Annotated in this window: 16 protein-coding genes; 6 read left to right on the top strand and 10 right to left on the bottom strand. The window is 70.2% G+C overall.

Annotation, left to right across the window (positions count from 1 at the left end):
* The first annotated feature begins 31 nt into the window (after positions 1 to 31).
* The 5 genes from VFV67_RS02765 to VFV67_RS02785 all read left to right on the top strand — a co-directional run bounded on the left by VFV67_RS02765 (position 32) and on the right by VFV67_RS02785 (position 5,474).
* Positions 32 to 1,048 carry an iron ABC transporter substrate-binding protein gene (locus VFV67_RS02765; RefSeq protein ID WP_326466936.1) on the top strand — a complete coding sequence of 339 codons (1,017 nt, stop codon included), beginning with the start codon at positions 32 to 34 and terminating at the stop codon, positions 1,046 to 1,048.
* A 62-nt stretch (positions 1,049 to 1,110) separates the two neighbouring features.
* Positions 1,111 to 2,622: an iron ABC transporter permease gene (locus tag VFV67_RS02770; protein WP_326466937.1), complete on the top strand. Its 1,512-nt coding sequence runs from the start codon at positions 1,111 to 1,113 to the stop codon at positions 2,620 to 2,622.
* On the top strand, positions 2,619 to 3,653 hold the full coding sequence (locus VFV67_RS02775; protein WP_326466938.1) for an ABC transporter ATP-binding protein: 1,035 nt from the start codon (positions 2,619 to 2,621) through the stop codon (positions 3,651 to 3,653). The genes VFV67_RS02770 and VFV67_RS02775 overlap by 4 nt, the downstream gene beginning before the upstream one ends.
* 80 nt (positions 3,654 to 3,733) lie before the next feature.
* Entirely contained in the window at positions 3,734 to 5,125 is a 1,392-nt protein-coding gene (locus VFV67_RS02780; RefSeq protein ID WP_326466939.1) for a hypothetical protein, read from the top strand.
* Positions 5,126 to 5,129: 4 nt separating this feature from the next.
* Complete coding sequence (locus VFV67_RS02785) at positions 5,130 to 5,474, top strand: hypothetical protein (RefSeq protein WP_326466940.1); 345 nt, start codon at positions 5,130 to 5,132, stop codon at positions 5,472 to 5,474.
* 79 nt (positions 5,475 to 5,553) lie between these two features.
* On the opposite strand, the gene VFV67_RS02790 is transcribed toward VFV67_RS02785, so the two are convergent.
* Complete coding sequence (locus VFV67_RS02790; RefSeq protein WP_326466941.1) at positions 5,554 to 8,664, bottom strand: endo-1,4-beta-xylanase; 3,111 nt, start codon at positions 8,662 to 8,664, stop codon at positions 5,554 to 5,556.
* A 524-nt stretch (positions 8,665 to 9,188) separates the two neighbouring features.
* Here VFV67_RS02790 and VFV67_RS02795 point away from each other — a divergent pair.
* Positions 9,189 to 9,941 carry a hypothetical protein gene (locus tag VFV67_RS02795; protein ID WP_326466942.1) on the top strand — a complete coding sequence of 251 codons (753 nt, stop codon included), beginning with the start codon at positions 9,189 to 9,191 and terminating at the stop codon, positions 9,939 to 9,941.
* Positions 9,942 to 9,954: 13 nt separating this feature from the next.
* Here the strand turns inward: VFV67_RS02795 and VFV67_RS02800 are convergent, their stop codons facing one another.
* The 9 genes from VFV67_RS02800 to VFV67_RS02840 form a co-directional block, all read right to left on the bottom strand.
* Positions 9,955 to 10,899, bottom strand: a complete 945-nt coding sequence (locus VFV67_RS02800) for an SCO2521 family protein (RefSeq protein ID WP_326466943.1) — start codon at positions 10,897 to 10,899, stop codon at positions 9,955 to 9,957.
* Positions 10,883 to 11,917: an SCO2522 family protein gene (locus tag VFV67_RS02805; protein WP_326466944.1), complete on the bottom strand. Its 1,035-nt coding sequence runs from the start codon at positions 11,915 to 11,917 to the stop codon at positions 10,883 to 10,885. The genes VFV67_RS02800 and VFV67_RS02805 overlap by 17 nt, the downstream gene beginning before the upstream one ends.
* Complete coding sequence (locus VFV67_RS02810) at positions 11,914 to 12,822, bottom strand: SCO2523 family variant P-loop protein (protein WP_326466946.1); 909 nt, start codon at positions 12,820 to 12,822, stop codon at positions 11,914 to 11,916. The genes VFV67_RS02805 and VFV67_RS02810 overlap by 4 nt, the downstream gene beginning before the upstream one ends.
* A 3-nt stretch (positions 12,823 to 12,825) precedes the next feature.
* The gene (locus VFV67_RS02815; RefSeq protein WP_326466947.1) at positions 12,826 to 14,718 is read right to left on the bottom strand and encodes an SCO2524 family protein; all 1,893 of its coding nucleotides are present in this window, start codon (positions 14,716 to 14,718) and stop codon (positions 12,826 to 12,828) included.
* 88 nt (positions 14,719 to 14,806) lie between these two features.
* Complete coding sequence (locus tag VFV67_RS02820; RefSeq protein ID WP_326466948.1) at positions 14,807 to 15,613, bottom strand: SCO2525 family SAM-dependent methyltransferase; 807 nt, start codon at positions 15,611 to 15,613, stop codon at positions 14,807 to 14,809.
* Between the two features lie 84 nt (positions 15,614 to 15,697).
* The gene (locus VFV67_RS02825; protein WP_326466949.1) at positions 15,698 to 16,849 is read right to left on the bottom strand and encodes an FAD-binding oxidoreductase; all 1,152 of its coding nucleotides are present in this window, start codon (positions 16,847 to 16,849) and stop codon (positions 15,698 to 15,700) included.
* A gap of 3 nt (positions 16,850 to 16,852) precedes the next feature.
* Positions 16,853 to 17,062, bottom strand: a complete 210-nt coding sequence (locus VFV67_RS02830; protein WP_326466951.1) for an MbtH family protein — start codon at positions 17,060 to 17,062, stop codon at positions 16,853 to 16,855.
* Complete coding sequence (locus tag VFV67_RS02835; RefSeq protein ID WP_326466952.1) at positions 17,059 to 18,306, bottom strand: MFS transporter; 1,248 nt, start codon at positions 18,304 to 18,306, stop codon at positions 17,059 to 17,061. Before VFV67_RS02835 ends, VFV67_RS02830 begins: the two co-directional genes overlap by 4 nt.
* Before the next feature lie 124 nt (positions 18,307 to 18,430).
* On the bottom strand, positions 18,431 to 20,990 hold a 2,560-nt coding region (locus VFV67_RS02840; RefSeq protein WP_326466954.1), incomplete at its 5' end, for a condensation domain-containing protein.

Consider the following 20,990-nt stretch of genomic DNA (forward strand, 5'->3'; position numbering starts at 1 on the left):
TTGCCTAACGAGACTGGAGATGTGATCAACGATGCGGGTCAGCCGAATCGCCGCGCTCACCATCGGTGCCGCACTCGTGGCGGTGGTGCCGGCCTGCGGAGAGTCGGTCGGCCAGAACGGCACGATCACCCTTTACGCCGCGCAGCACCAGGAATTGATCAAGCCGATGGTGGAGGCCTTCGAGAAGGAGACCGACATCAAGGTCAACATTCGGATGGGCGGCGACTCCCAGTTAGCGAACCAGATCGTTCAGGAGGGCGGGTCCTCCCCCGGCGACGTCTTCGTGACCGAGAACTCACCGGCCATGACGCTGGTCGACCGCGCGGGCGGGTTCGCCAAGGTCGACGAGGCCACCCTGAACCAGGTGCCCAGCCAGTACGTCCCGTCCAGCCGCACCTGGGTCGGGTTCGCCACCCGGTCCACCGTCCTGGTCTACAACAAGCAGAAGCTCACCGAGGACGCGCTGCCCGCCTCGCTGATGGACCTGCAGCAGCCGCAGTGGCAGGGCCGCTACGGTGTGGCCGCCGGCGGCGCGGACTTCCAGGCCATCGTCAGCGCCGTGCTGGCCACCAAGGGTGAGGAAGCGGCGGCGCAGTGGATCGCCGGGCTGAAGAGCAATGCCAAGGTCTACCAGAACAACCGGGCGATCCTGAAGGCGGTCAACAACGGCGAGGTCGACGCCGGCGTGATCTACCACTACTACTGGTACCAGGACCAGGCCGAGTCCGGCGCCGACAGCAACAACACCGCGCTAAAGTTCTTCGGCGCCAAGGATCCCGGCGCGTTCCTGAGCGTATCCGGGGCCGGCGTGCTGAGCGCGAGCAAGCAGCAGGACAAGGCGCAACAACTGGTGAAGTACCTCACCGGCAAACCGGGCCAGGAGGTTCTGGCCAAGAACGAGGAGGCGCTCGAGTACCCGGTGGCCGCGGATGTGCCGCCCAACGCCAAGCTCAAGCCACTGTCCGAACTGGATCCGCCGGTGATCGACGTGGCCACCCTGAACGGCCCCAAGGTGGTCGAGCTGATGCGGAACGCCGGTCTGCTCTAGTGTCCACCGGCACGCTTCTGCCCACGCGGGACCGGCCGACCCGTCGGCCGGGACGCGAGCGGTTGCCGCTGCCGATGCTGACCGCGGCGCTGGCGGTGACGCTGGTGATGCTGGTGCCGCTGCTGTTCGTGGCGGTGGTGACGGTGGAGACCGGGGCCGCCGAGGCGGTGCGGCTGATCGTGCGGCCGCGGGTCGGCGAGCTGCTGTGGAACACCGCGCGGCTGGCCGTCGGATGCATGCTGTGCTGCGCGGTACTCGGCACCGTCGCCGCTTGGCTGGTCGAACGCTCGAACCTGCCGGGGCGCAAGGTGTTCAACGTGCTTCTGGTCGCGCCGCTGGCCATCCCGGCATTCGTGAACAGCTACGGCTGGGTGTCGCTGCTGCCGTCCGCGGCCGGGTTCCTCGGTGCGCTGGTGATCGTCACGCTGTCCTACTTCCCGTTCGTGTACCTGCCGGTGGCGGCCAGCCTGCGCGGCCTGGATCCGGCGCACGAGGAGGCCGCCCGCTCGCTCGGCCACGGTGCGCTGCGCACGTTCCTGCGCACCGTGCTTCCGCAGCTGCGGCCGGCCATCCTGGGCGGCGCGCTGCTGGTCGGGTTGCACCTGCTCGCCGAGTTCGGCGCACTGCAGATGCTGCGCTACCCCACGTTCACCACCGCGATCTACGACCAGTACCAGTCCACGTTCAACGGCGCGGCCGCCAACATGCTGGCCGGCGTGCTGGTGCTGTGCTGCCTGGTGCTGCTGATGGCCGAGCTGCGGCTGCGCGGCAAGGCCCGGTACGCCCGCACCGGTTCCGGCTCGGCCCGGCCGATCGACCGGATCCGGCTGGGCCGGCTGACCGGGCCGGCGGTCGCCGGGCTGGTGGCGCTTTCCATGCTGGCGCTCGGGGTTCCGCTGTTCAGCCTGGGCTACTGGCTGGCCGTCGGCAGCTCGTCCACAGTGGACACCGAGCTGATCCTGACCAGCACCGGCACCTCGCTCACGCTCGGCGCGCTCGGTGCCCTGGTGACCACCGCCGCGGCGCTTCCGGTGGCCTGGCTGTACGTGCGGCGCCGTGGCCGGGTGTCCACCCTGCTCGAGCGCATCACCTACACCGGCAGCGCGCTGCCCGGCATCGTGATCGCCCTGGCCCTGGTGACCATCGCGGTCCGGGTGACCCCGGGGCTTTACCAGACGACCAGCGTGGTGATCGTCGCCTACCTGATCCTGTTCCTGCCAAGGGCCGTGGTGAACGTGCGGGCCACCCTGGCCCAGACCCCGCCGGTGCTCGAGGACGTCGCCCATTCGCTCGGCGCCGGCCGGTCCGCGACGCTGCGCCGGGTCACCCTGCCGCTGATCGCACCGGGCCTCGGAGCCGGTGCGGCGCTGGTGTTCCTCGGCGTGGTCACCGAGCTGACCGCGACCCTGCTGCTGGCCCCGACCGGCACGCAGACGCTGGCCACCCAGTTCTGGAACTACAGTGACAGTGTCGACTACGGTGCGGCGGCGCCCTACGCGGCGCTCATGGTGCTGATCTCCGCGCCCGCCACCTATCTGCTGACCCGGGCCGTGCGAAGGGAGTCCGCGTCGTGACCGCGCTCACCATCGCGGGGGTCACCAAGTCCTATGTGGACACACCGGTGCTCTCCGGCGTGGACCTGCACGTGCCGCACGGCAGCCTGACCGCGGTGCTCGGGCCGTCCGGGTGCGGCAAGACCACGCTGCTGCGGCTGATCGCCGGGTTCGCCGACCCGGACGCCGGCACCATCGCCTTCGGCGAGACGGTGGTGTTCCGGCCCGGGCACTCGACCAAGCCGCAGCACCGCAGGGCCGGCTACGTGCCGCAGGAGGGGGCGCTGTTCCCGCACCTGACCGTGGCCGCCAACATCACCTTCGGCCTGTCCCGCGCCGATCGCCGGGACGGCTGCCGGGTGAGCGAGCTGCTCGATCTGGTCGGCCTGGCGTCCGCGCTGTCCGGCCGCTACCCGCACGAGCTGTCCGGCGGCCAGCAGCAACGGGTCGCGCTGGCCCGTGCGCTGGCCCCGCGGCCCGAGGTCGTACTGCTCGACGAGCCGTTCTCCGCGCTGGACGCCGCCCTGCGCGAAGGCACCCGGCGGGCCGTCGCCGCCGCCCTGCGCTCCGCGGGCGCGACCGCGGTGCTGGTCACCCACGACCAGGCCGAGGCGCTGTCCCTGGCCGACCAGGTCGGCGTGATGCGGGCCGGCCGGCTGGTGCAGCTGGACTCCCCCGCCGCCGTCTACACCCGCCCGTTCGACACCGGCGTGGCCAGCTTCGTCGGCGAGGCGGTGCTGATGCCGGCCACGGTGTCCGCCGGCCAGGCCGTGTGCGCCCTCGGCCGCATCCCGGTCACCGGGCCCGACGAGGGCGACCTGCACGTGATGATCAGACCCGAGCAACTCGTCATCCACACCAACGGCGACCGCCGCGGCGTCCCCGCCCGGGTCCGCGAGATCAGCTACTTCGGCCACGACGCCTCGGTCCGCCTCGACCTGCTCCCCGACGGACCCTCCGTCGTCGCCCGGATCACCGGCACCAGCCTCCCCGCGCTCGACAGCGACGTCCACCTGACCCTGTCCGGCAGCGCGGTCACCTACCCGGGCTGACCGCCCCAGGCCACACCCGGGAACCAGCACCCGAACCAGGACGTCGCAACATCAACCGTTCCCAGGGAGGTGGAGGTCCGATGCCCGAGGGGGACAATCCGCTGGTCGCCGCGCCACAGGAGACGACGAACGCGGTGACCGGGATCGGTATCGCCGAGTCGTCGGTCGATCTGGCGAACGGGATCAGCAGCGGCGACTGGGTGGAGGCCGGGCTCGGCGCGTTCGGCGTCGGGCTGGAAGTCCTGTCGATGGTGATCGATCCGCTGGGCACCCTGGCCTCCTACGGGGTGTCGTGGTTGATCGAGCATGTGCGCCCACTGAAGGAGGCGCTGGACTGGTTCGCCGGTGATCCGCCGGTGATCCGCTCCTTCTCGGAGACCTGGGCCAACGTCGCCAACGAGGTCAACACCGTGTCACAGGACTTTCTGCGGGAGGCCGGCACCGGCACCGCGGGTTGGCACGGGCAGGCCGGGGATACCTATCGCGGCCACGCCACCGAGGCGGCGGACGCGCTGGCGGGGGCCGGGGCACTGGCGGACGGGATCTCGGCCGGTGTGATGATCATGGGCGAGGTGGTCGCGTTCGTCCGGGAGTTCATCCGGGACCTGGTGGGTGAACTTGTCGGACGGCTGATCGCCTGGGCGCTGGAGGTGGCCGCGACGCTGGGCGTGGCCACACCGGTGGTGGTGGCGCAGGCGACCGCGGCGATCTCCAGGGTGGTCAAGAAGGTCGCCGACCTGGTGCGCAAGCTGGTGAAAACGATCAGCAACGTCGCTCCGCGCATCCGCAAGGTCATCAGCAAGCTCGACGAGATCCTGGCCAAGCTGGCCAAGCTCATGCGCAGGGGGGACGGCTCGACATCACCGTCGGCCGCGGGTTCCCCCGGCCGACAGGCCGGCGACGCGCCGACCGTGCGCGGATCGGAGGGTGCCACGTCGCCGTCCGGCACCACGACGCCGGACACCCCGAGCGGTGCGCCGCACGCCAACGGCTCCGGGACGACCACGCCCGAACAGGCCGCGCCCCAAGGTTTGTACAGCCGCGGGCCGGAAGGAGACCGGCCGCAGCCGTGGCCGCCGGAGCGGCGCGACCCGCGCCTGGAGTACTGGGACGGCCCCGGTGAAAGCGGCCGGCTCCGGGCGTCGGCGCACAATCTGCGACAGATTCAGCAGATCTACGGAATTCGAATACATCCGAATGCGCGGGTCGGTATCAACCGAGGACTTCGCTCGGCATACGGGGAAACCGTGCCCACCGGGCGCGGGGCCCGGATCGACATCGCTCCTGAAGCATTCGTCAACGAAGAACAGCTGGCCCGCACCCTTTACCATGAAAGTGTCCATGCCGATCAGTTGGCCGGAAACGGCTGGCGATACCCTTCCACCCAGGCCGGGCATGACGCCTGGGAGAACGCCGCGCACGCGGCTGACGAGCAGTGGTGGAACGACCATCCGCTCAACCGGGGCAGGTGAACCAATGGCAGTGGTCCAGCACGCGTCGTATGACGACTGGCGGCGGGTGTACGGCGATGTCTACGAGGCCCTGCCCGAGCGGCCGGACGCCGCGTGCCCGAACTGTGGCCACCGGGCATTGCGACTGGAATTCGTGGCCCGGGGAACGGATCGCATCGGCTACGCGATGTTCTGGTGCGATTTCTGCCGGTTCGGCATCCGCATCTCCCGCACCTGGGTGCCCACCGGCGTCACCTTCCACGCCATGGACATCCCACCCGAGGAGCTCCGCAAAATCGTACCCGAATACACCACCGTCTACCCCCCACCCGACACCGACCCGGAAGACTTCGAAGAAGTGACCTTCTGACCGTCTTCGCGCCAGAAGGCGCTGTCATGGCTGAGTGCCAGCCACCGGCTTCTCCGGCGGCAACTCGCGGGGAACGGGGTCACCGGAGGGTGAGCACGCCCCACCGGGACGTGTCCACAAAGGACCGACCGGTCGGGTCGTGCCAGGTTCGGGCGGCGGTGCGGGCGCCGGCGGTGGCATCGTTGACCTGGAGGTCGAAGCCGAGCAGAGAGCCGGGGCGGGCGGCGATGCCGTCCAGTTCGATGGCCGCCTCGACCACGTAGCCGCCCGGGATGATCCGGGTGGCGCTGGTCAGGTTGTCGGCGATGCGGAAGCCGCCGAAGTTGCCGGTGACGGTCTGCCGGTTGGTGAAGCTGATCCGGTACTGGCCGTCCTCGTCGCGGTAACCGGTGTCCTTGGTGTTGGCGGGGTTGAGGAAGATCTCCACCGAGTCCTGTTCCCAGGTGTTGGGGCTGGACTCGTCCAGGGTGGGGTCGGAGACGGCGGCGAGGACGTAGAGGTGGGTGGCGTCCCACAGCAGCTTCGCGCCGGCCCGGGCGCCGCCGGTGCCGATCACCTGGACGTCGGTGGAGATCACCCGGGCGGTGGACCAGGCGCGGTCGGCGACCCCGTCGATGGTCGGGGTGCCGCGGTGCACGGCGGCCTGACCGACCGGGGCGATCAGCGTGACCGTGCCCCAGCGGGACGTGTCGGTGTCCTGCCCGCTGCTGTTGTCGTTCCACGACACCGGAGTGGACCCGTCGCGCAGCCGCAGGTCGAACCCGATCGCGCGGTCCACCGCGCCGGCCGCGCGCAGCGGGATGGCGGCCTCGAGCCGGTAGCCGGTCGGGGTCGGGCGGGTCTCTGCCCGGAACCCGGGTGCGTGCGAACCGTCCCGGGCCACCCGGTAGCGGGCGTCGTCCGGCTCGTACGCCGGGGTCTTGCCGTTGTTCTGGTCGACGAACAGGTCGACCCGGTCACCACGGTCCCGGGTGCGGTCGGTGATCTCGGCGAGCACGTACAGCGTGCGGTCGTCCCAGCGCAGCTGGAAGTTCGCGGCGGCACCGCCACGCGAGTTGACATCGGTGCCGGGCAACAGGTTCCACTCGTCGTCGCGCTGGCCGTCGACCTGCACGCGGCCACCCGGTGCGGTGTGCCCTCGGGTGATCTGCGGCAGCCGGGCGGGATCGACCAGACCCCAGTACGCGGGCTTGGACTGCAACTGCTCGTCGAACAGCAGCGGCAGATCCAGCCGGGGGAACGGGAAGTCCTTGAGCCAGGTGCCGTCGTCGGCCACGCCCCACACGGTCACCGAGTCGATCTTGTCTCGGTGCCGGCGGAACAGGTCGAACAGATCCCGGTAGCGATAGCCCTGCAGCGCCATGGTCTGCGCCGGGATGGCCGGCAACGACTCGACGAAGTTGGTGTAGGTGCTCACATCCAGCTCGGTCACCTGCTGCTCGACGCCGAGCGTGGCGAACTGGGTGATCGATTTCTCGATCTCGCCGATCCGCTGCCGTTCGATGTTGACGTGCAGCTGGTGGCCGATGCCGTCCACCGGAACGCCTTCGGCGCGCAGCATCCGGACCAGATCGAAGATCTTGGCTCGCTTCTCCGGATACTCGGAGTTGAAGTCGTTGAGGTACAGCCTGGCGTTCGGTGCCACCTCGCGGGCGACGCGGAACGCGGTGCGGATGTAGTCCAGCCCGGCGATCTCGTAGAACCTGCTGCGCCGCAGGCCGTCCGGCTGCACCTCGTCGACGACCTCGTTCACCACGTCCCAGGCGTAGATCTGGTCGGCGTAGCGCCCGGCCAGCGCGCGGATGTGGTTCTCGATCCGGCGCAGCAGCAACGCCTTGTCCTCGGGGCTGCTGGTCAGGTCCACCCCGTCGCGCTGGAACACCCAGGCCGGGATCTGACTGTGCCACACCAGGGTGTGACCGCGCAGCCCGATGCCGTGCTGGGCGGCGAAGCTCGCCAGGGTGTCCGCGTCGGCGAAGGTGAACCGGCCCTCCTCCGGCTCGGTGGCGTCCCACTTCATCGCGTTGCCGGCGGTGATCGAGTTGAAGTGCTTGCCGACCAGTTCGGCGTGCACGCCGAGGGTGTTGCTCGGCACCATCGCGGCGCCGATCTTGAAGTCGTCGGCGAACACGTCCTTGAGCGACGGGATGTCCGGCTCGATCGGCAGCGGCCGCACGAAGGTGCGCTCGAAGTCGTCGAGGTAGAACGACGCGGTGCCACTCGCGGTCTCCACGTAGCCGGTCAGGAAGTCCACGTCGCTGCCAAGGGTGTACGAGCCGGCCAGCCGCACCCACGCGTCCGCGGTCACCCCGGCGGCGCTGGCCACCGTCTCGAACGACTGGCTGCCCGCCAACCGGCGCTCGACGGACAGCCGCAGGTCCGAGGCCGGTTCGCCGGGCGCGAGTTTGACCCAGACCGAGAAGTCGTACCGCTTGCCCTTGGTGACCCGGCCGAGCAGGTTGCGCGCCGGACCGTAGAACGCGCTGGCGCGCCCGGTGGTGAGCAGGCTGTGCGTGCCGCTGTGCGCGTCGGCGGTGGTCGCGGTGAGCACCTCCGGCCCGATCCGCGGCACCCAGCCCTGCGCGGTGCCGTCCTCGAAGTCGTCGGCGAGCGGGGCCTCGTCCGGCGGTCCGCCGGGCGGCGCCGCGGTCTGGGTGACCGTGACGTCGTCGATGTCGAACGCGGCGGTGGCGTCGGAGGTCTCGACGTAGAGCTGGAGCTGGGCCGATTCGGTCGGCACCGTGTAGGCGCCGCGCAGCTCGACGAAGCCGGCGTCGGTCACCGCGCCGTTGGCGATGAAGTCGAACGCGGTCGAGCCGCCGACCGGCTGGCGCTGCATGGTCAGCTGCAGCGTCGCGGGCGCGGTGCCGGCGACGAGCCGGGCCCGCAGGGAGATCACGTATCCGGCGCCGGTGACCAGCACCGGGGCCAGCTCCACGCTCGGGCCGTTCCAGCTCTCGGTGCGCCCTGTGGTGCGCAGGCCGTGCGTTCCGGAGTTGGCGGCATCGGGGGTGGCCGCGACGATGGCGCTGCCGCGGCCGAACCACCCTTGGCTGGTGCCGTCCTCGAAGTCGTAGCCGGCGACGACGACGGGGTCGTCGGCCTGTGCGGTGGGCGCGAGCGGGGCGGCGGGCAGCAACAGCCCAAGCACAGCCAGGCCAGCGATCCGCGCGCGGGTCGGGGTCCGCATCGGATGTGTCCTTCGAAAGTTTCGGGCACCTAACGGTATCTCCGGCCGAGAACTCTAGGTGTACCGGGACACATCGGGCAAGAAGCGATTACCACACCGGATCATGCGACACGACGGCTCCGAAATTTGCGAGAATCCCCCTGGGTCGCCGCCACCAAGATCAGCCGGTACCGCTCGATCCACTCGGCAACCCGGGTCTCGCGTCGATGCTGCCCCGCACGTCGCCGGCCTCATGCCGTTCCTTATCGCTGACGAACAGCCGGGTGGCCGCATTAGCATTCGAATACGATCTCCTGCCGATCCGGCATGCCTTCCGTTACTCACCAATGGTTCATTGCATGACAATCCGCCATTGTCAAGTATGGCCGGCAGTGGAAATTTCCTTGAGTCGACTGGTTCAAATGGCACAATGCCGATCCGGCCGAACAGGTATCGTCGGGGGCACCATGAGTGCCCTACCAGCGGAACCTCCGCTCTTCGACAGTTCGGTCGTCACGGCGATCAAACGCCGGGTGGACACTTACATGGAACTGTTGGATCCGGTCCGCAGGGACGACGCGATCCGCACGAAGGAAGCCGGGCTGCTTGAGCAGTTCGAGCGGTACACGGCCGACATCCTGGACCGGTACGTGCCGCCGAGCCGGCGCAACCGGGAAAGCCTGCTGTTCGCGAAGATCTACAAGGACTGGGATCCCGAACTGCCCGACGACGAGCGACGCCGCGCGTTGATGACCGCGCTGATGGCCGCCGACGTCGAGTCCCGTGGCCCGCTGCGACTGACCAGGGCACAGAACAAGCGGCTGGCCAAGGTATTCGAGAACATCGGCGCGGAATGCCGTTCCGAGGGTTTGCCGCTGCACGCCGAGATGGCCTACGACCACGCCGCCGGGATCCACCTGATGCTCGGCGACAACATGGCAAGGGACCGGTGCCTGTACGCGCGATCCCGGTCGCGCCAGATCGCGATGAAACCGAGCTGGGGCAAGCTCCGGCTCGGGGCGGCCTGGTTGCTCTGCGGCTACGGCTACAAGCCCTTCCTGCTGCTGTTCTGGGTGGTCGTGCAGCTCATCCTGTTCACGGTCTGCGTCGCCGTCGCCCTGCCGCACGGCGACTTCGTCGGCAACCTGTATCTCTGCCTGATCAACTATCTCGACCCGCACGACGCCGACGGCCTGCCCGGTGCCGCGCAGGTCCTCCTGGTCGTCGAGAGCTACTTCAGCCTGGTGTTCGGCAGCATCTTCTTCGCGCTGCTGGTGCACCGGTGGTTCCGGATCTGAGCCTGCGGCACGGTCACCAGTTCGCTTCGTGCTGCCGGACGTGGTCGACGACGTCGAGGGTGCGCAGGGCGATCTGGTCACGGACCCAGGCCACCTGCGCGTTCCACTGGCGGCTGAAGCCGGGGCGGTTCTCCAGGGCTTCCCACAGCGGGCTCATCGCGGGATCGACGTGGGCGCCCGGCATCCAGAGGTGGACGAGGCGCTTCACCGCGGCGTTGAGCAGGTCGTTCGAGTCGGGGGCGACCATGGTGCCGTGGTCGTCCTGAGCGATCACGTTGTCCAGCGCGGTGATCAGCCAGTCGTGCAGGGCGAGATCCTCGCAGAACCGCTCGGCGAAGGAGAGCAGGTCGGGCGGCAGGATCAGCTCGACGGTACGCAGGACATCGCTGTTCACATGGAGGTTGACCGCAGGCGTCCGGTCCGGCTCGGCGATCGCGGTCCAGCGCATCCGGGTGGGCCGGGACCGCATGCCGGTGCGGTGGTCGAGTTGGGGACGCCGCTGGATGACGCTGACCAGGTACTCGCTGATCGCGCCGAGGTCGAGGGTGCGGTTGTCCGGGGTGGGGGTGTTCCGGTAACCGCGGGCGATCTGGGCCAACTCGGCCTTCGAGATCACCTCGACGGTGCCGCGGCGGTCGGCGTAGTGCGACCATGCCTGGCGGTCCTTGCCGGGCGCGCGGACCACCCGGGCCCTTGCCGAGGACTGCAGCACCAGACCGTCGGTGACCACGGCGTGCGACCGGACCGTGCCGATGGCCTGGGTCTTGGTCAGCGGCTCGGTGGGAATCTTGCAGTCGACGCAGACCAGGCGGTCCGGGGACACCGAGCGGTTCACCGGGCGGTTGGTGACCCGCACCCGCCGGCCCGGGATGATCTCCAACAGCGCGACCACGCCCGACCGGGGCAGCCGGCCGGAGTTGTGCAGCAGCCCGGTGCGGATCTCACCCACGATCAGCATCGGGCACCGGGCTCGGGTCGGTGGTGTCGGTGAAGACGTGCGAGATCCGCTGGGTGACCCGGCGCGGGATCGCGATGTTCTCGGTCCGGCCGCGCTCGATCACCTGGTCGATCACCGCCTGATCCAGGTCGATGTGATTGAGGATCACGTCCACCGCGTGCTCGATGCCCAGGTATGAGCGCGGCATCACGGACAGGGTGCGGTACGCGGCGAACGGTGCGGCGTCCGGGTTGAGCCGCATCACCGCCGGCAGCTGCGGCCACGTGTCCGGCCACTCCCCGTCCGGCGGCGGCGGTTGCGGCACGGCGACCGGATCGGCGTAGTAGCGCAGCATCCCCAGCCGGAGCAGGTGCCAGATCGACGCGAGCAGCGGGCAGGACCACACCCGGCGCCGGATCAGCCGGCCGTCCACCTGCTCGGCGAGGTCCTTCCACAGCTCCACGTCCAGGAAGATCGAGTGGTTGCGGCCGCCGAACTCCATCGGCGGCTGCCACGGCTTGACCTGCATGGCCTGGCCGGACTGGGTGTCCGAGGCCGGCGAGCGCTCGCCGTTGCACAGCCAGCCGGACTCGTGCAACGGCGGCCGCGAGCCGTTGGTTCCGGCCGGCGGCTCGGGCAGCAGCATCGCCACGACCATCTCGGCCAGCTGCACCGGATCCCGGTCCGGCCGGTCGGTCACGGCGCAGCCCGCCTCCCGGGCCAGGTAGTCGATCTCGACCCCGCACTCCGCCGCGATCCGGGTCAGCTTGTCCACGATCTTGCCCGGGCTGGTGTCGTCCCGGAAGTAGTCGTCGACCAGGAAGCACGTGCTCACCCGCGGCCGCGCCTGACCGGTCGCGGCCATTGCCGCCTGCACCCACGGCGCCACCTGACGGAACTGGGCCCGGATCCGGTCCTCGCCGTTGAGCAGGTCCTCCATGTAGAAGTGGCCGACCTCGATGGACAGATGCGACAGCGGCAGGTTGCTCGGCCGATCCTGTTCGGTCGCCTCGCTATAACCGGAGTTCGGTGTACTCACAGCCCTTCCCACTCCGCATCATCGGTGAGCTTGCGGGCCAGTTCCCGGTACGCCTTGACCGTAGCGCTGTTGGCGATCTTCTGCGCCACGTTGGCATCGGAGATCACCTGTTCACGCCACTGCAGCACCGGCTCCATCGGGGTGCTGCCGAGCGTGCGGCTGCGGCCGAGCTTGAAGTCGAGGGCCAGCTTCTTCAGCTGGTCGTCGCAGCTGCGCAGCCAGGTCGCCTGCGCCGCGCGGTCGGTGGCCAGCGGCGTGTTGAGCGTCGGCACGGCGGTACGCACGAACCTGATCGAGTTCTGCAGCTCGTCCTTGTCGTGCCCGGCGTCCACCCCGACGTCCAGGATCCCGCGCGGGTCGTAGACCAGACCCGACGCCGCGACGATGTGCTGCCGGGTCCACCGGTGGTACACCAGCCAGCGTGCGGTGATCGAGTCGAGTGCCGGGTCCGCGGTGGCCCACAGCGCCATGTTCACCGCGTGCGAACGCCCGGCGCTGAGATCCACCAGGCAGATGTCGAACTCCCGGTCCAGCCGGCTGAACAGCTCGACGCACCGGGCGATGCAGCCCGGCGTGCTGTTGAACTCGGCGCCGCCACGGTCACCGGGGAACATCACCAGCCGGCCGGCCCTGGTGTTGGCGGTGCGCAGGTCGGTCCGGGTGGAGTTCTGCCAGACGTCGATCGCGAACGGGTCGGTGGTGGTGCCCTCGATGAACGAGTGCAGGCCGTCCCGGTCGATCCCGCGCTCCACCTTGGGAATCTCGAAGATGGCCCCGGCGGTCGGCGAACCAAAGTCGAAGTCCAGGTACGCGACGTTGCAGTGCTGTGCCAGGTGATAGGCCAGATTGCAGCTGGTCACCGAACGGCCGGTGCCCCCCTTGTCCGACGCGGCGAAGACCAGCATGGCTCAGATCCCCCTGGTGGCGTCGAGGTGCGCGACGGCCATCTCGTCCAGCCGGCGCAACGCATCCATGGCCAGCGCGTTGGCCGTGCCCGGTTGCTGGATCAGGATCCGGCGGGCCCGCGCGAGGGTCGCCTCGATGCTGGTCAGCTCGTCCCGCCTGGCCGAGCCGTCGTCCACGTCGGCGTCCTGCAGCATCTCCCGGTTGAGCAGGTGATCCGCCTCGTGCAGCAACTCCTGCGCCCGGTTGATCACCGCCGTGCTGCGCACCGGGGCCTCGTCGAACGTGCGGGCCGCGGCGACCAGGCCCTCCACCACCCGCTCGGTGAGGTACCAGGACGGCAGGTCCATCGGCTTGCGATCCTCGTTGGGGAACAGCACCTCGCCCGGGTCGTCCCACAGCCCCTCGCCGTCGCCGTAGCTGATCCGCCGCCGGGACAGGTGATCCATGGTCGCCTCGGCCAGGCGCATCAGCTCCTCGCGGGCGCCGACGTTGCCGGACAGCCGGGCCGCCTGCAGGGTGCGCTTGAGCAGCAGCGGGGCGAAGTCGGCCACCCGCCAGAACAACTGCGGGCCCAGGTCGGCGGTGCCGCCGAGGCGCATCTGCACGCCGGGCACGTGCAGGTTCACCGCGACGTCGTTGACCATCACCCGGCGGGTGATCCGGCCGCGCTGGGCCAGCGACTCGAAGACGGCCACCGCGCGGTTCAGGTCGTCGTCGGTCGCCTCCCGGTTCTCCATGTCCTGCACCAGAACCGAGGACACCAGCAGGCTGTAGTAGTCGGACTCCTCGCCGTCCGACGTCTGCCACGGGATGTCCTCGAGCGGCCAGGTGGAGTCGCCGAACCGGGCGATGATGGACCAGTAGCGCTGGGTCATGTCCCAGCGCAGCTGCAGGGCCTCGCTCAGCCGGCGCTGGTCGTCGTTGAGCAGGCCCAGTTCGCGGGTTCGGGTGGACCGCAGGTCGTTGATGCCGTCCAGCGCGACCACCGTCGAGTACAGGTACGGCCGCGGGTCGGCCACGCCCGCCTCGAAACAGATCTTGGGCTGGGTGGAGAACCCGGTCTGCTCGAGGTCGATGGTCAGCTGGGCGGAGTTGCGCACGATGCCCCAGCCCCAGCCGCACTCGAACAGCCGCTCCTCCTCGGCAAGACCGACCTCGACGTCGATCCCCAGCCGGACGTCGTCGCGCAGCCTGGCCCGGACCCGGGTCAGCCGGGTGCGCAGGTTGGCCAGCACCACCTGCTCGGGGGCCCGGGTCTGGTTCACCATCCGCAGCATCACGGCCCGCTCCGGGTCGCTCGGCAGCACGGTGTTCACCACGAAGCTGCGCAGCAGGCCGACCATGGCCGCGGTCAGCCGGTCGTTGACCGCCTGCTCGAGCTGCTCGATCTTCTGCACCAGCGCCGGCCGGCGGGCCAGCGGCCGGAACACGCTCAGGAAGCCCAGCGTGGCCAGGCACAGCGTCACCGACATCGAGTAGGAGTCGACCACGCCGAGCCGGCGCTGCTCCTCGGTGACCCGCACCGAGCCGGCCGCGTCCGGTCCGTCGTTCTCACCCAGCCGCAGATAGCTGCCGCCGGCGAAGGTCGGCTCGCCCTGGTCGTCGGTGTACCGCTCGATGTACTCGGTGAGAACGTCGATCACGCGCTGCGGGACCGTCGCCGGGCCGCCGAGCGGCTCGAGCGCCGCGGCCACGTCATCGGCCATCGCGTCCGGCCGGTCGAGAGCGAGATTGGCCAGCTCGGTCGCCGGATAGAGCAGGCAGAGCACCTGCTCGGCGTCGCTGATGGAGTTCGGCTCGTCCCGGCCGCCCCATATCCACTTGCCGTCCTTGAAAGACGCGCGAATGACCGAACGCCAGATGTCAAGGATTTGTCGCCTCGGTTGAATTCTCACGCTGCCGTCCTGGAGGGGAATGTCGGCCTATGGGAGTAAAGCTGTTGGACAAGCCACGTCCGGTGCGATGCTCGGCGCCGGCGGTACGCTAGCACTCACTGGTGACCTCCGGCGGCACAGGTGGTCCGGTCCGGCCGCAGGCGACGATCGTGCCGCTATAACCGGCGCGCAAGGGCTCGTCCCCGACGTCGACCCGTTCGACGGTCACATCGTAGGCCCTTGACCTGAGGCATCGCCAGACCTCTGCGCAGCTCACAGGGGTGGACGGGTAGCTCCGTCCGGCGACTTCATATCCTCGCGAATCCTCCATGAATGCGACCGCGAAAGGCGAGTCCGGTCGCAAGGCGTTGATAAAGTGGTTCACCGCCGCGGTGAACTCCTCGCGCCGTTGGGTGATCGACTCGGCGACAAAGAACATGGTGCCCACGTCCCACCGCTGGCCGTTCGAGTCAAGATCGAAAACACTGCCCCGGATGACGTCGACACACCGGGCCAGCTCGGCCCTCGCGTGCCCGTCGAGGTGGGCATAGCTCGGCCGTTCGGACAGAATTCGCCAGAACCTGGACCAGACCCCGGTCCACGACGGCCAGTGCGCCGCACGCTGCCTGGCCAGCCACGCGATGTTCGCCGGCGAGTAGTCGTAAAGGGTCAGGCGGTCCACGAACGGCAGCATGGCAAGCGCCGGATAGAGATTCGTCCCGGTGCCGACGTCGATCCCCCGGCGCCCGGTTCGTGCCGGGTTGTCGGCAAACTGCTGCGCGAAGAAGTCCCGGACGAGCTCGACCATTTGCCGATCTTCGTCGCGCAGTACCGCGTAGTTGTCCGCCAGGTATGTTTCCGGGTCAAACTCGTGCCATGGGTAGTCTTCATTACGTCGTTCAGTCGATGCCACCATGCCCCTCATGGTCCTCGAGTTCATATTGCATACCCCGAGCAACCAGTCAATTTAGCACGCGGCAGGACGCGCCCATTGGCAAATTCACCTCAAAGGAGGAGTTCGAAATTTCGGGCCGGCACCGCCCGGCACCAGGGCATCCGGGGCGAGCGGGATGTCCTCGGGAACCGCGGCGCCGGTGAGGACCGCGGCGGCGAACGCGGCCAGGGCCGGTGCCATTTGGATGCCGTAGCCGCCCTGACCGGCCAGAAAGGCGAACCCCGGATGGTCCGAATGGACGCCGACGACCGGGTCGCCGGTGGGCGAGAACGTTCGCAGCCCGGCCCAGGAACGGCGCACCGTGCGCAGGTCAAGCCGGGTCACGGCATTGATCGACTCGATGGCCCTTGCGATCTCCGGTTCGTGCGGCCGGGCGTCGCCGGGCCCGCACGGTTCGGCGTCCGCCGGTGAGGCGAGCACGGTCCGGCCCTCCGGCTTGAAGTAGAACCGTTCGGTGGTCTCGGCGACCAGCGCACCGCGCGGATCCCAGGGCAGCTCGGCCGGCACCGGCGAGACGAACAGCGTGCGGCGGCGCGGTTGCAGGCCGAGCGGCGGGACGCCGGCCAACCCGGCCACCGCGTCCGCCCAGGCGCCGGCCGCGTCCACCACCAGACCGCAGTCCAGGACCAGGTCCCCGGCGTTCACCCGCCAGCCGTCGCCGCACCGGGCCAGCGCGATGGCCGGGGTGCCGGCCAGCACGATGCCGCCCCGGGCGCGCAGACCCCGCACGTACCCGTGGTGCAGCGACATCGCGTCGACGTCCCGGCTGGCCGGGTCCAGCGCGGCCGCCGTCAGGGCGCCGACCCGCAGCGCCGGGCAGACGTCAACCGCCTCAGCCTGGGTCAACGCGCGCAACGCACCCGGCCCACCGGCTCGCTCGGCGACCATCGCGACGACCTCGGCCGCGCCGGGTTCGTCGAAACCGACCCACAGCACCGGCCGGCGGGTCAGCAGCGGCGACACCTCGAACCGGCGGCCCAACTCGGCGAACCGCGGCCCGCTCGCCCCGGTGAGCGCGCGCACCGTGGGCGTGCCGTAGCTGGGCAGGTACACCGCCGCCGAACGCCCGGTGGCGTGCGTGGCCAGCATGCGCTCCGCCTCCACCAGCACCACCCGGTGCGTGGCGGCCAGCTCGTAGCCGACCGAGACCCCGGCGATTCCGCCACCCACGACCACCACGTCACAGGTCGCGGGCACCCGCTACTGCCCGGACATCTGCTCACGCAGGCTGCGCGGGCGCATGTCCGTCCACACCTCGTCGACGTGCGCCGAGCACTCCTCCTTCGTGCCGGTCATCCCGTCCGGCCGCCAGCCGGCCGGCACCTCGTGGTTCGCCGGCCACAGCGAGTACTGCTCCTCGTCGTTGACCAGGACCTGGTAGGTGGCCTCGTCGTTGGCGCTGTTCGTCATGTCGCTGCTACTTCCTCTCTCGGGGGCTGATCTTCCTGGGGCACATGGCGGGGGTACCGGCGCAGGGTCGGGTTGACGGTAACCAGGATGGTCACCACCGTCATTCCGGCCGCGCAGAGCAACACCGCCTGGGTCGGCGGGACCAGCGCGGCGAGCACGCCGCCCAGCGCGGGTCCGAGCGCCGCGGCCGTGCCGGCCACGACGCTCATCACCCCGGACAGCCGCCCGCGCAGCTCGTCCGGGGTGAGCAGGAGCTGATGGGTCAGGATCGTGGTGTTGGCGGTCGGCGCCAGCAGAGCCATGCCGGCGAACAGCGCGCCGAGCAGGTAGCCGCTGTCGATCAGCGCCGCCAGCGGGGTGAGCGCGGTCAGCGCCCAGAACACCCCGATGATCGACACGTATGGGCTGAGCACCTTGAGCAGCACGGGCGCCAGCAACGCCCCGAGGATCCCGCCGACGCCGAGCATCGCGGCCATCACGCCGATCTCGCCGGACGGCACGCCCCGGCTCTGCGCCAGCACGATCACCACAAGGTAGAACGCGTTGAAGAACAGGTTCAGCGCGATCGCGCACAACGCGGTCACCCGGATCTCGCGGCGCCGCAACACCCAGCGCAGCCCGGCGCCGATCTCCCGCCCGAGGTCGCGGATCGGCCGCGGCACCACCGCACGCGGCGGAACCTTGAGGAACAGCAACGCCACGAACGCCACCGCGTGCGTGATCACGTCCAGGGCGAACGGCACCCAGCGCCCGACCGCGAACAGGAACCCGCCGGCCGCGGTGCCCGACATCTGCCCGATCGCCGCCCGGCCGGTGTTCAGCGCCACCGCCGTCGACAGCTGCTGCTCCGGCACCACGCTGGGCAGGCAGGCGTCCTCGGCCGGCTCGAACAGCGCCCGGCACACCCCCATCACGATGGCGACGACCACCATGTGCGAAACGGTGGTCATGTCCCACCACACCGCCGCCACCAGGCTGGCCAGCGTGAGCGACTGCACCGCCTCGCACCCGAGCATGATCTTCCGGCGATCCCACCGGTCCACCAGCGCCCCCGCCGGCAACCCGGCCAGCAGCTGCGCCAGCGCGTCGGCGGCGAGCACCAGCCCGGACGCCGCCGCCGACCCGGTGATCGCCAGCACCAGCAACGGAAACGCGATCAGCGAGGCATTGAACCCGATCTCGGACAGTACCTGCGAACCCCACAGGATCGTGTAGTTCCGGTTGCGCGACAGGGGAACGGTCACCGCGCCCTCCGAATGCCGGCGGTACAGCGGACAACCCCCGGCGAGTCGCCGGTGCGGCGGGTGGGTGGCGCCGGCGCGCCGCCTGCACGGCCGGCGCCACCCGGGGAGGACGCGGTGCGGATGATCACCGGGCCTCCCGGCATTCCTGCGCGATGCCGCGCAGAGCGGCGGCGAAGTCGGCCGCGGCTTGTTCGACCTGCGCCGCGGGGAGCAGATCCGCCTGGTAGTACCAGGTGAACGCCATCCGGCCGTCGCCGGTCTCGCCGACCACGTCGATCAGATGGTCGGGGCGGTCGGCCGGATCGTGATCCTGGCCGACGGAGGTGTGCACCGCGTGGTAGAGGGTCTGGCCCTCGTCCTGGGCGCGGGTGTCGAACTGGCCCAGATAGTTGAACGCCACCTGCGGGTCGGGTCCGGACGGGGTGAGGCCGCCGAGGTAGCGCAGCGCGCCGTAGCCGAAGCCGTTGCCGGGCACGGCGCGCAGTTGCCGGCGCACGGACTTGACCAGGGTGCGCCAGTCGCCGTCCGGGACGTCCAGCGCGATCGGGTACAGGGTGGTGAACCAGCCGACGGTGCGGGACAGGTCGACCGCCTCCTCGCCGTCGAACACGTCCTCCCGGCCGTGCCCCTCCAGGTCGAGCACGATCCGGGAACCGCCGGTCCACCGGGACAGCGACCACGCCAGCGCCGCCAGCAGCACGTCGTTGATCCGGGTCCGGTACACCGCGGGGGCGCCGCGCAGCAGCGCCTCGGTGTCCTCCCTGGACAGCTCCACCGGCACCGAGCCGACCGGTGCGTCCGACGACCCGGAACCGGTCACCGGAAGCACCGCACCGTCCACAGTGGACGACCAGTGCTCCAGCTCGTGGTCCAGCCGGCCGGCGGCCACGTGGTCGCGCAGCCGGACCGCCCAGTCCCGGAACGAGGTGGTCTTCGGGCCCAGGTCGATCTCCTCGCCGCGCAGCGCCGCATGGTAGGCGGTGTCCAGGTCGTCGAGCAGGATCCGCCAGGACACCCCGTCCACCACCGCATGATGTCCCACCAGCAGCAGCAACGGGTTGACCTCCGCGCCCCGGTCGAACAGCGCCGCCTTGAGCAGCGGCCCGGTGCCGAGGTCGAATCCGGCATGGAGCTCGTCGGCCAGCCGCTCCAGCTCCGCGTCGGGCGCGGACACACCGGACAGATCGTGGCACTCCAGCACGGACACCGGCTCGATCCCGGCGTTGTGCTGGTGCCACTGGCCGCTGTGCGCCTCGAACCGCATCCGCAGCGCGTCGTGCTGAACCAGCAGCGCCTCCAGCGCCCGGCGCAGCGCCGCCACGTCCGGCCGGCCGGCCAGCTCGGTCAGGTGCGACTGGTTGAAGTGGTGCGGATTGGCCCGGCCGGACCGGAAGAACCACTCCTGGATCGGGGTCAGCGGCACCGGTCCGACCACCGGGGCACGTTCCCCCGGCGTGTCGTCCACTGTGGACACGACGGTCGCAAGGGACGCGACGGTCTGGTTGGCGAACAGGTCCTTGGTGGTCAGCCGCAGCGCCCGCTGCCGGGCCCTGGCCACCACCTGGATGCTCAGGATCGAGTCCCCGCCGAGCGCGAAGAAGTTGTCGGTCCGGCCGACCGTGGGCACGCCGAGCACGTCGGCCCAGATCTCGCACAGCGCGGTCTCCACCGGACCCTCGGGCGGCACGTGCACCGCGCCGGTGCCGGTGCTCGCCGGGTCCGGCACGGGCAGCGCGTCCCGGTTCACCTTTCCGTTGGGGCTCAACGGGATCTTGTCCAGGACCACGAACGCCGACGGGATCATGTGGCCGGGCAGGTGCTCGCCGAGGTAATCCCGCAGCTCGGCCGGCGAACCACCCACCACGTAGGCAACCAGCCGCTTGTGCCCGCCGTCGGCCTGCCGGACCGCGGCGACCGCCTCGGTCACCGCCGGATGGCGCAGCAGCACCGTCTCGATCTCGCCCAGCTCGATCCGGAAGCCGCGGATCTTGACCTGGTCGTCGATCCGGCCGGCGAACTCCAGCACCCCGTCCCGGCTCCAGCGGACCAGGTCGCCGGTGCGGTACATCCGCGACCCGGGCGGGCCGTACGGGTTGGCCACGAACCGTTCGGCGGTCAGGCCGGGCCGGTCCAGGTACCCGCGGGCCAGTCCGGCACCGGTCACGTACAGCTCGCCGGGCACGCCGACCGGAACCGGGCGCAGGTTCGCGTCCAGCACATGCACCACGGTGTTCCAGATCGGCCGGCCGATCGGCGGCGCCGAGGTGCCGGCGGCAAGCGGTTCGCTCCACGTGGTGACCACGGTGGACTCGGTCGGCCCGTAGGCGTTGATCATCCGCCGGCCGGCCGACCACCGGTTCACCAGATCCGCCGAGCACGCCTCGCCGCCGACGATCAGCGTGCGGAACGACTCCAGCGGCACGTCCGGCACGGTGGCCATGGCCACCGGCGGGATCAGGGCGTGCGTCACACCGCGCGTGGTGATCACCTCGGCCAGTTGCTCACCGAGCAGCGGACCGGGCGGCGGCACCACGAGTGCGGCACCGGCCGGCAGCGACATGCACAGCTCCAGCACCGAGGCGTCGAAGCTGGGCGAGGAGAACTCCAGCACGCGGTCCCCCGGCCGCACCTGGAAGTGCGCCACCTCCGCGGCGGAGAAGCTGGCCAGCCCGGCGTGCGTGACC

It is taken from the genome of Actinophytocola sp., assembly GCF_035762905.1.
Classification (GTDB): domain Bacteria; phylum Actinomycetota; class Actinomycetes; order Mycobacteriales; family Pseudonocardiaceae; genus DASYTH01.

Coding starts and splice junctions, on each gene's coding strand:
- VFV67_RS02810 (WP_326466946.1), bottom strand. CDS start 12,822: ATGCTGGTCTTCGCCGCGTCGGACAAGGGGGGCACCGGCCGTTCGGTG.
- VFV67_RS02800 (WP_326466943.1), bottom strand. CDS start 10,899: ATGCTGATCGTGGGTGAGATCCGCACCGGGCTGCTGCACAACTCCGGC.
- VFV67_RS02780 (WP_326466939.1), top strand. CDS start 3,734: ATGCCCGAGGGGGACAATCCGCTGGTCGCCGCGCCACAGGAGACGACG.
- VFV67_RS02830 (WP_326466951.1), bottom strand. CDS start 17,062: ATGACGAACAGCGCCAACGACGAGGCCACCTACCAGGTCCTGGTCAAC.
- VFV67_RS02790 (WP_326466941.1), bottom strand. CDS start 8,664: ATGCGGACCCCGACCCGCGCGCGGATCGCTGGCCTGGCTGTGCTTGGG.
- VFV67_RS02765 (WP_326466936.1), top strand. CDS start 32: ATGCGGGTCAGCCGAATCGCCGCGCTCACCATCGGTGCCGCACTCGTG.
- VFV67_RS02795 (WP_326466942.1), top strand. CDS start 9,189: ATGGAACTGTTGGATCCGGTCCGCAGGGACGACGCGATCCGCACGAAG.
- VFV67_RS02785 (WP_326466940.1), top strand. CDS start 5,130: ATGGCAGTGGTCCAGCACGCGTCGTATGACGACTGGCGGCGGGTGTAC.
- VFV67_RS02820 (WP_326466948.1), bottom strand. CDS start 15,613: ATGGTGGCATCGACTGAACGACGTAATGAAGACTACCCATGGCACGAG.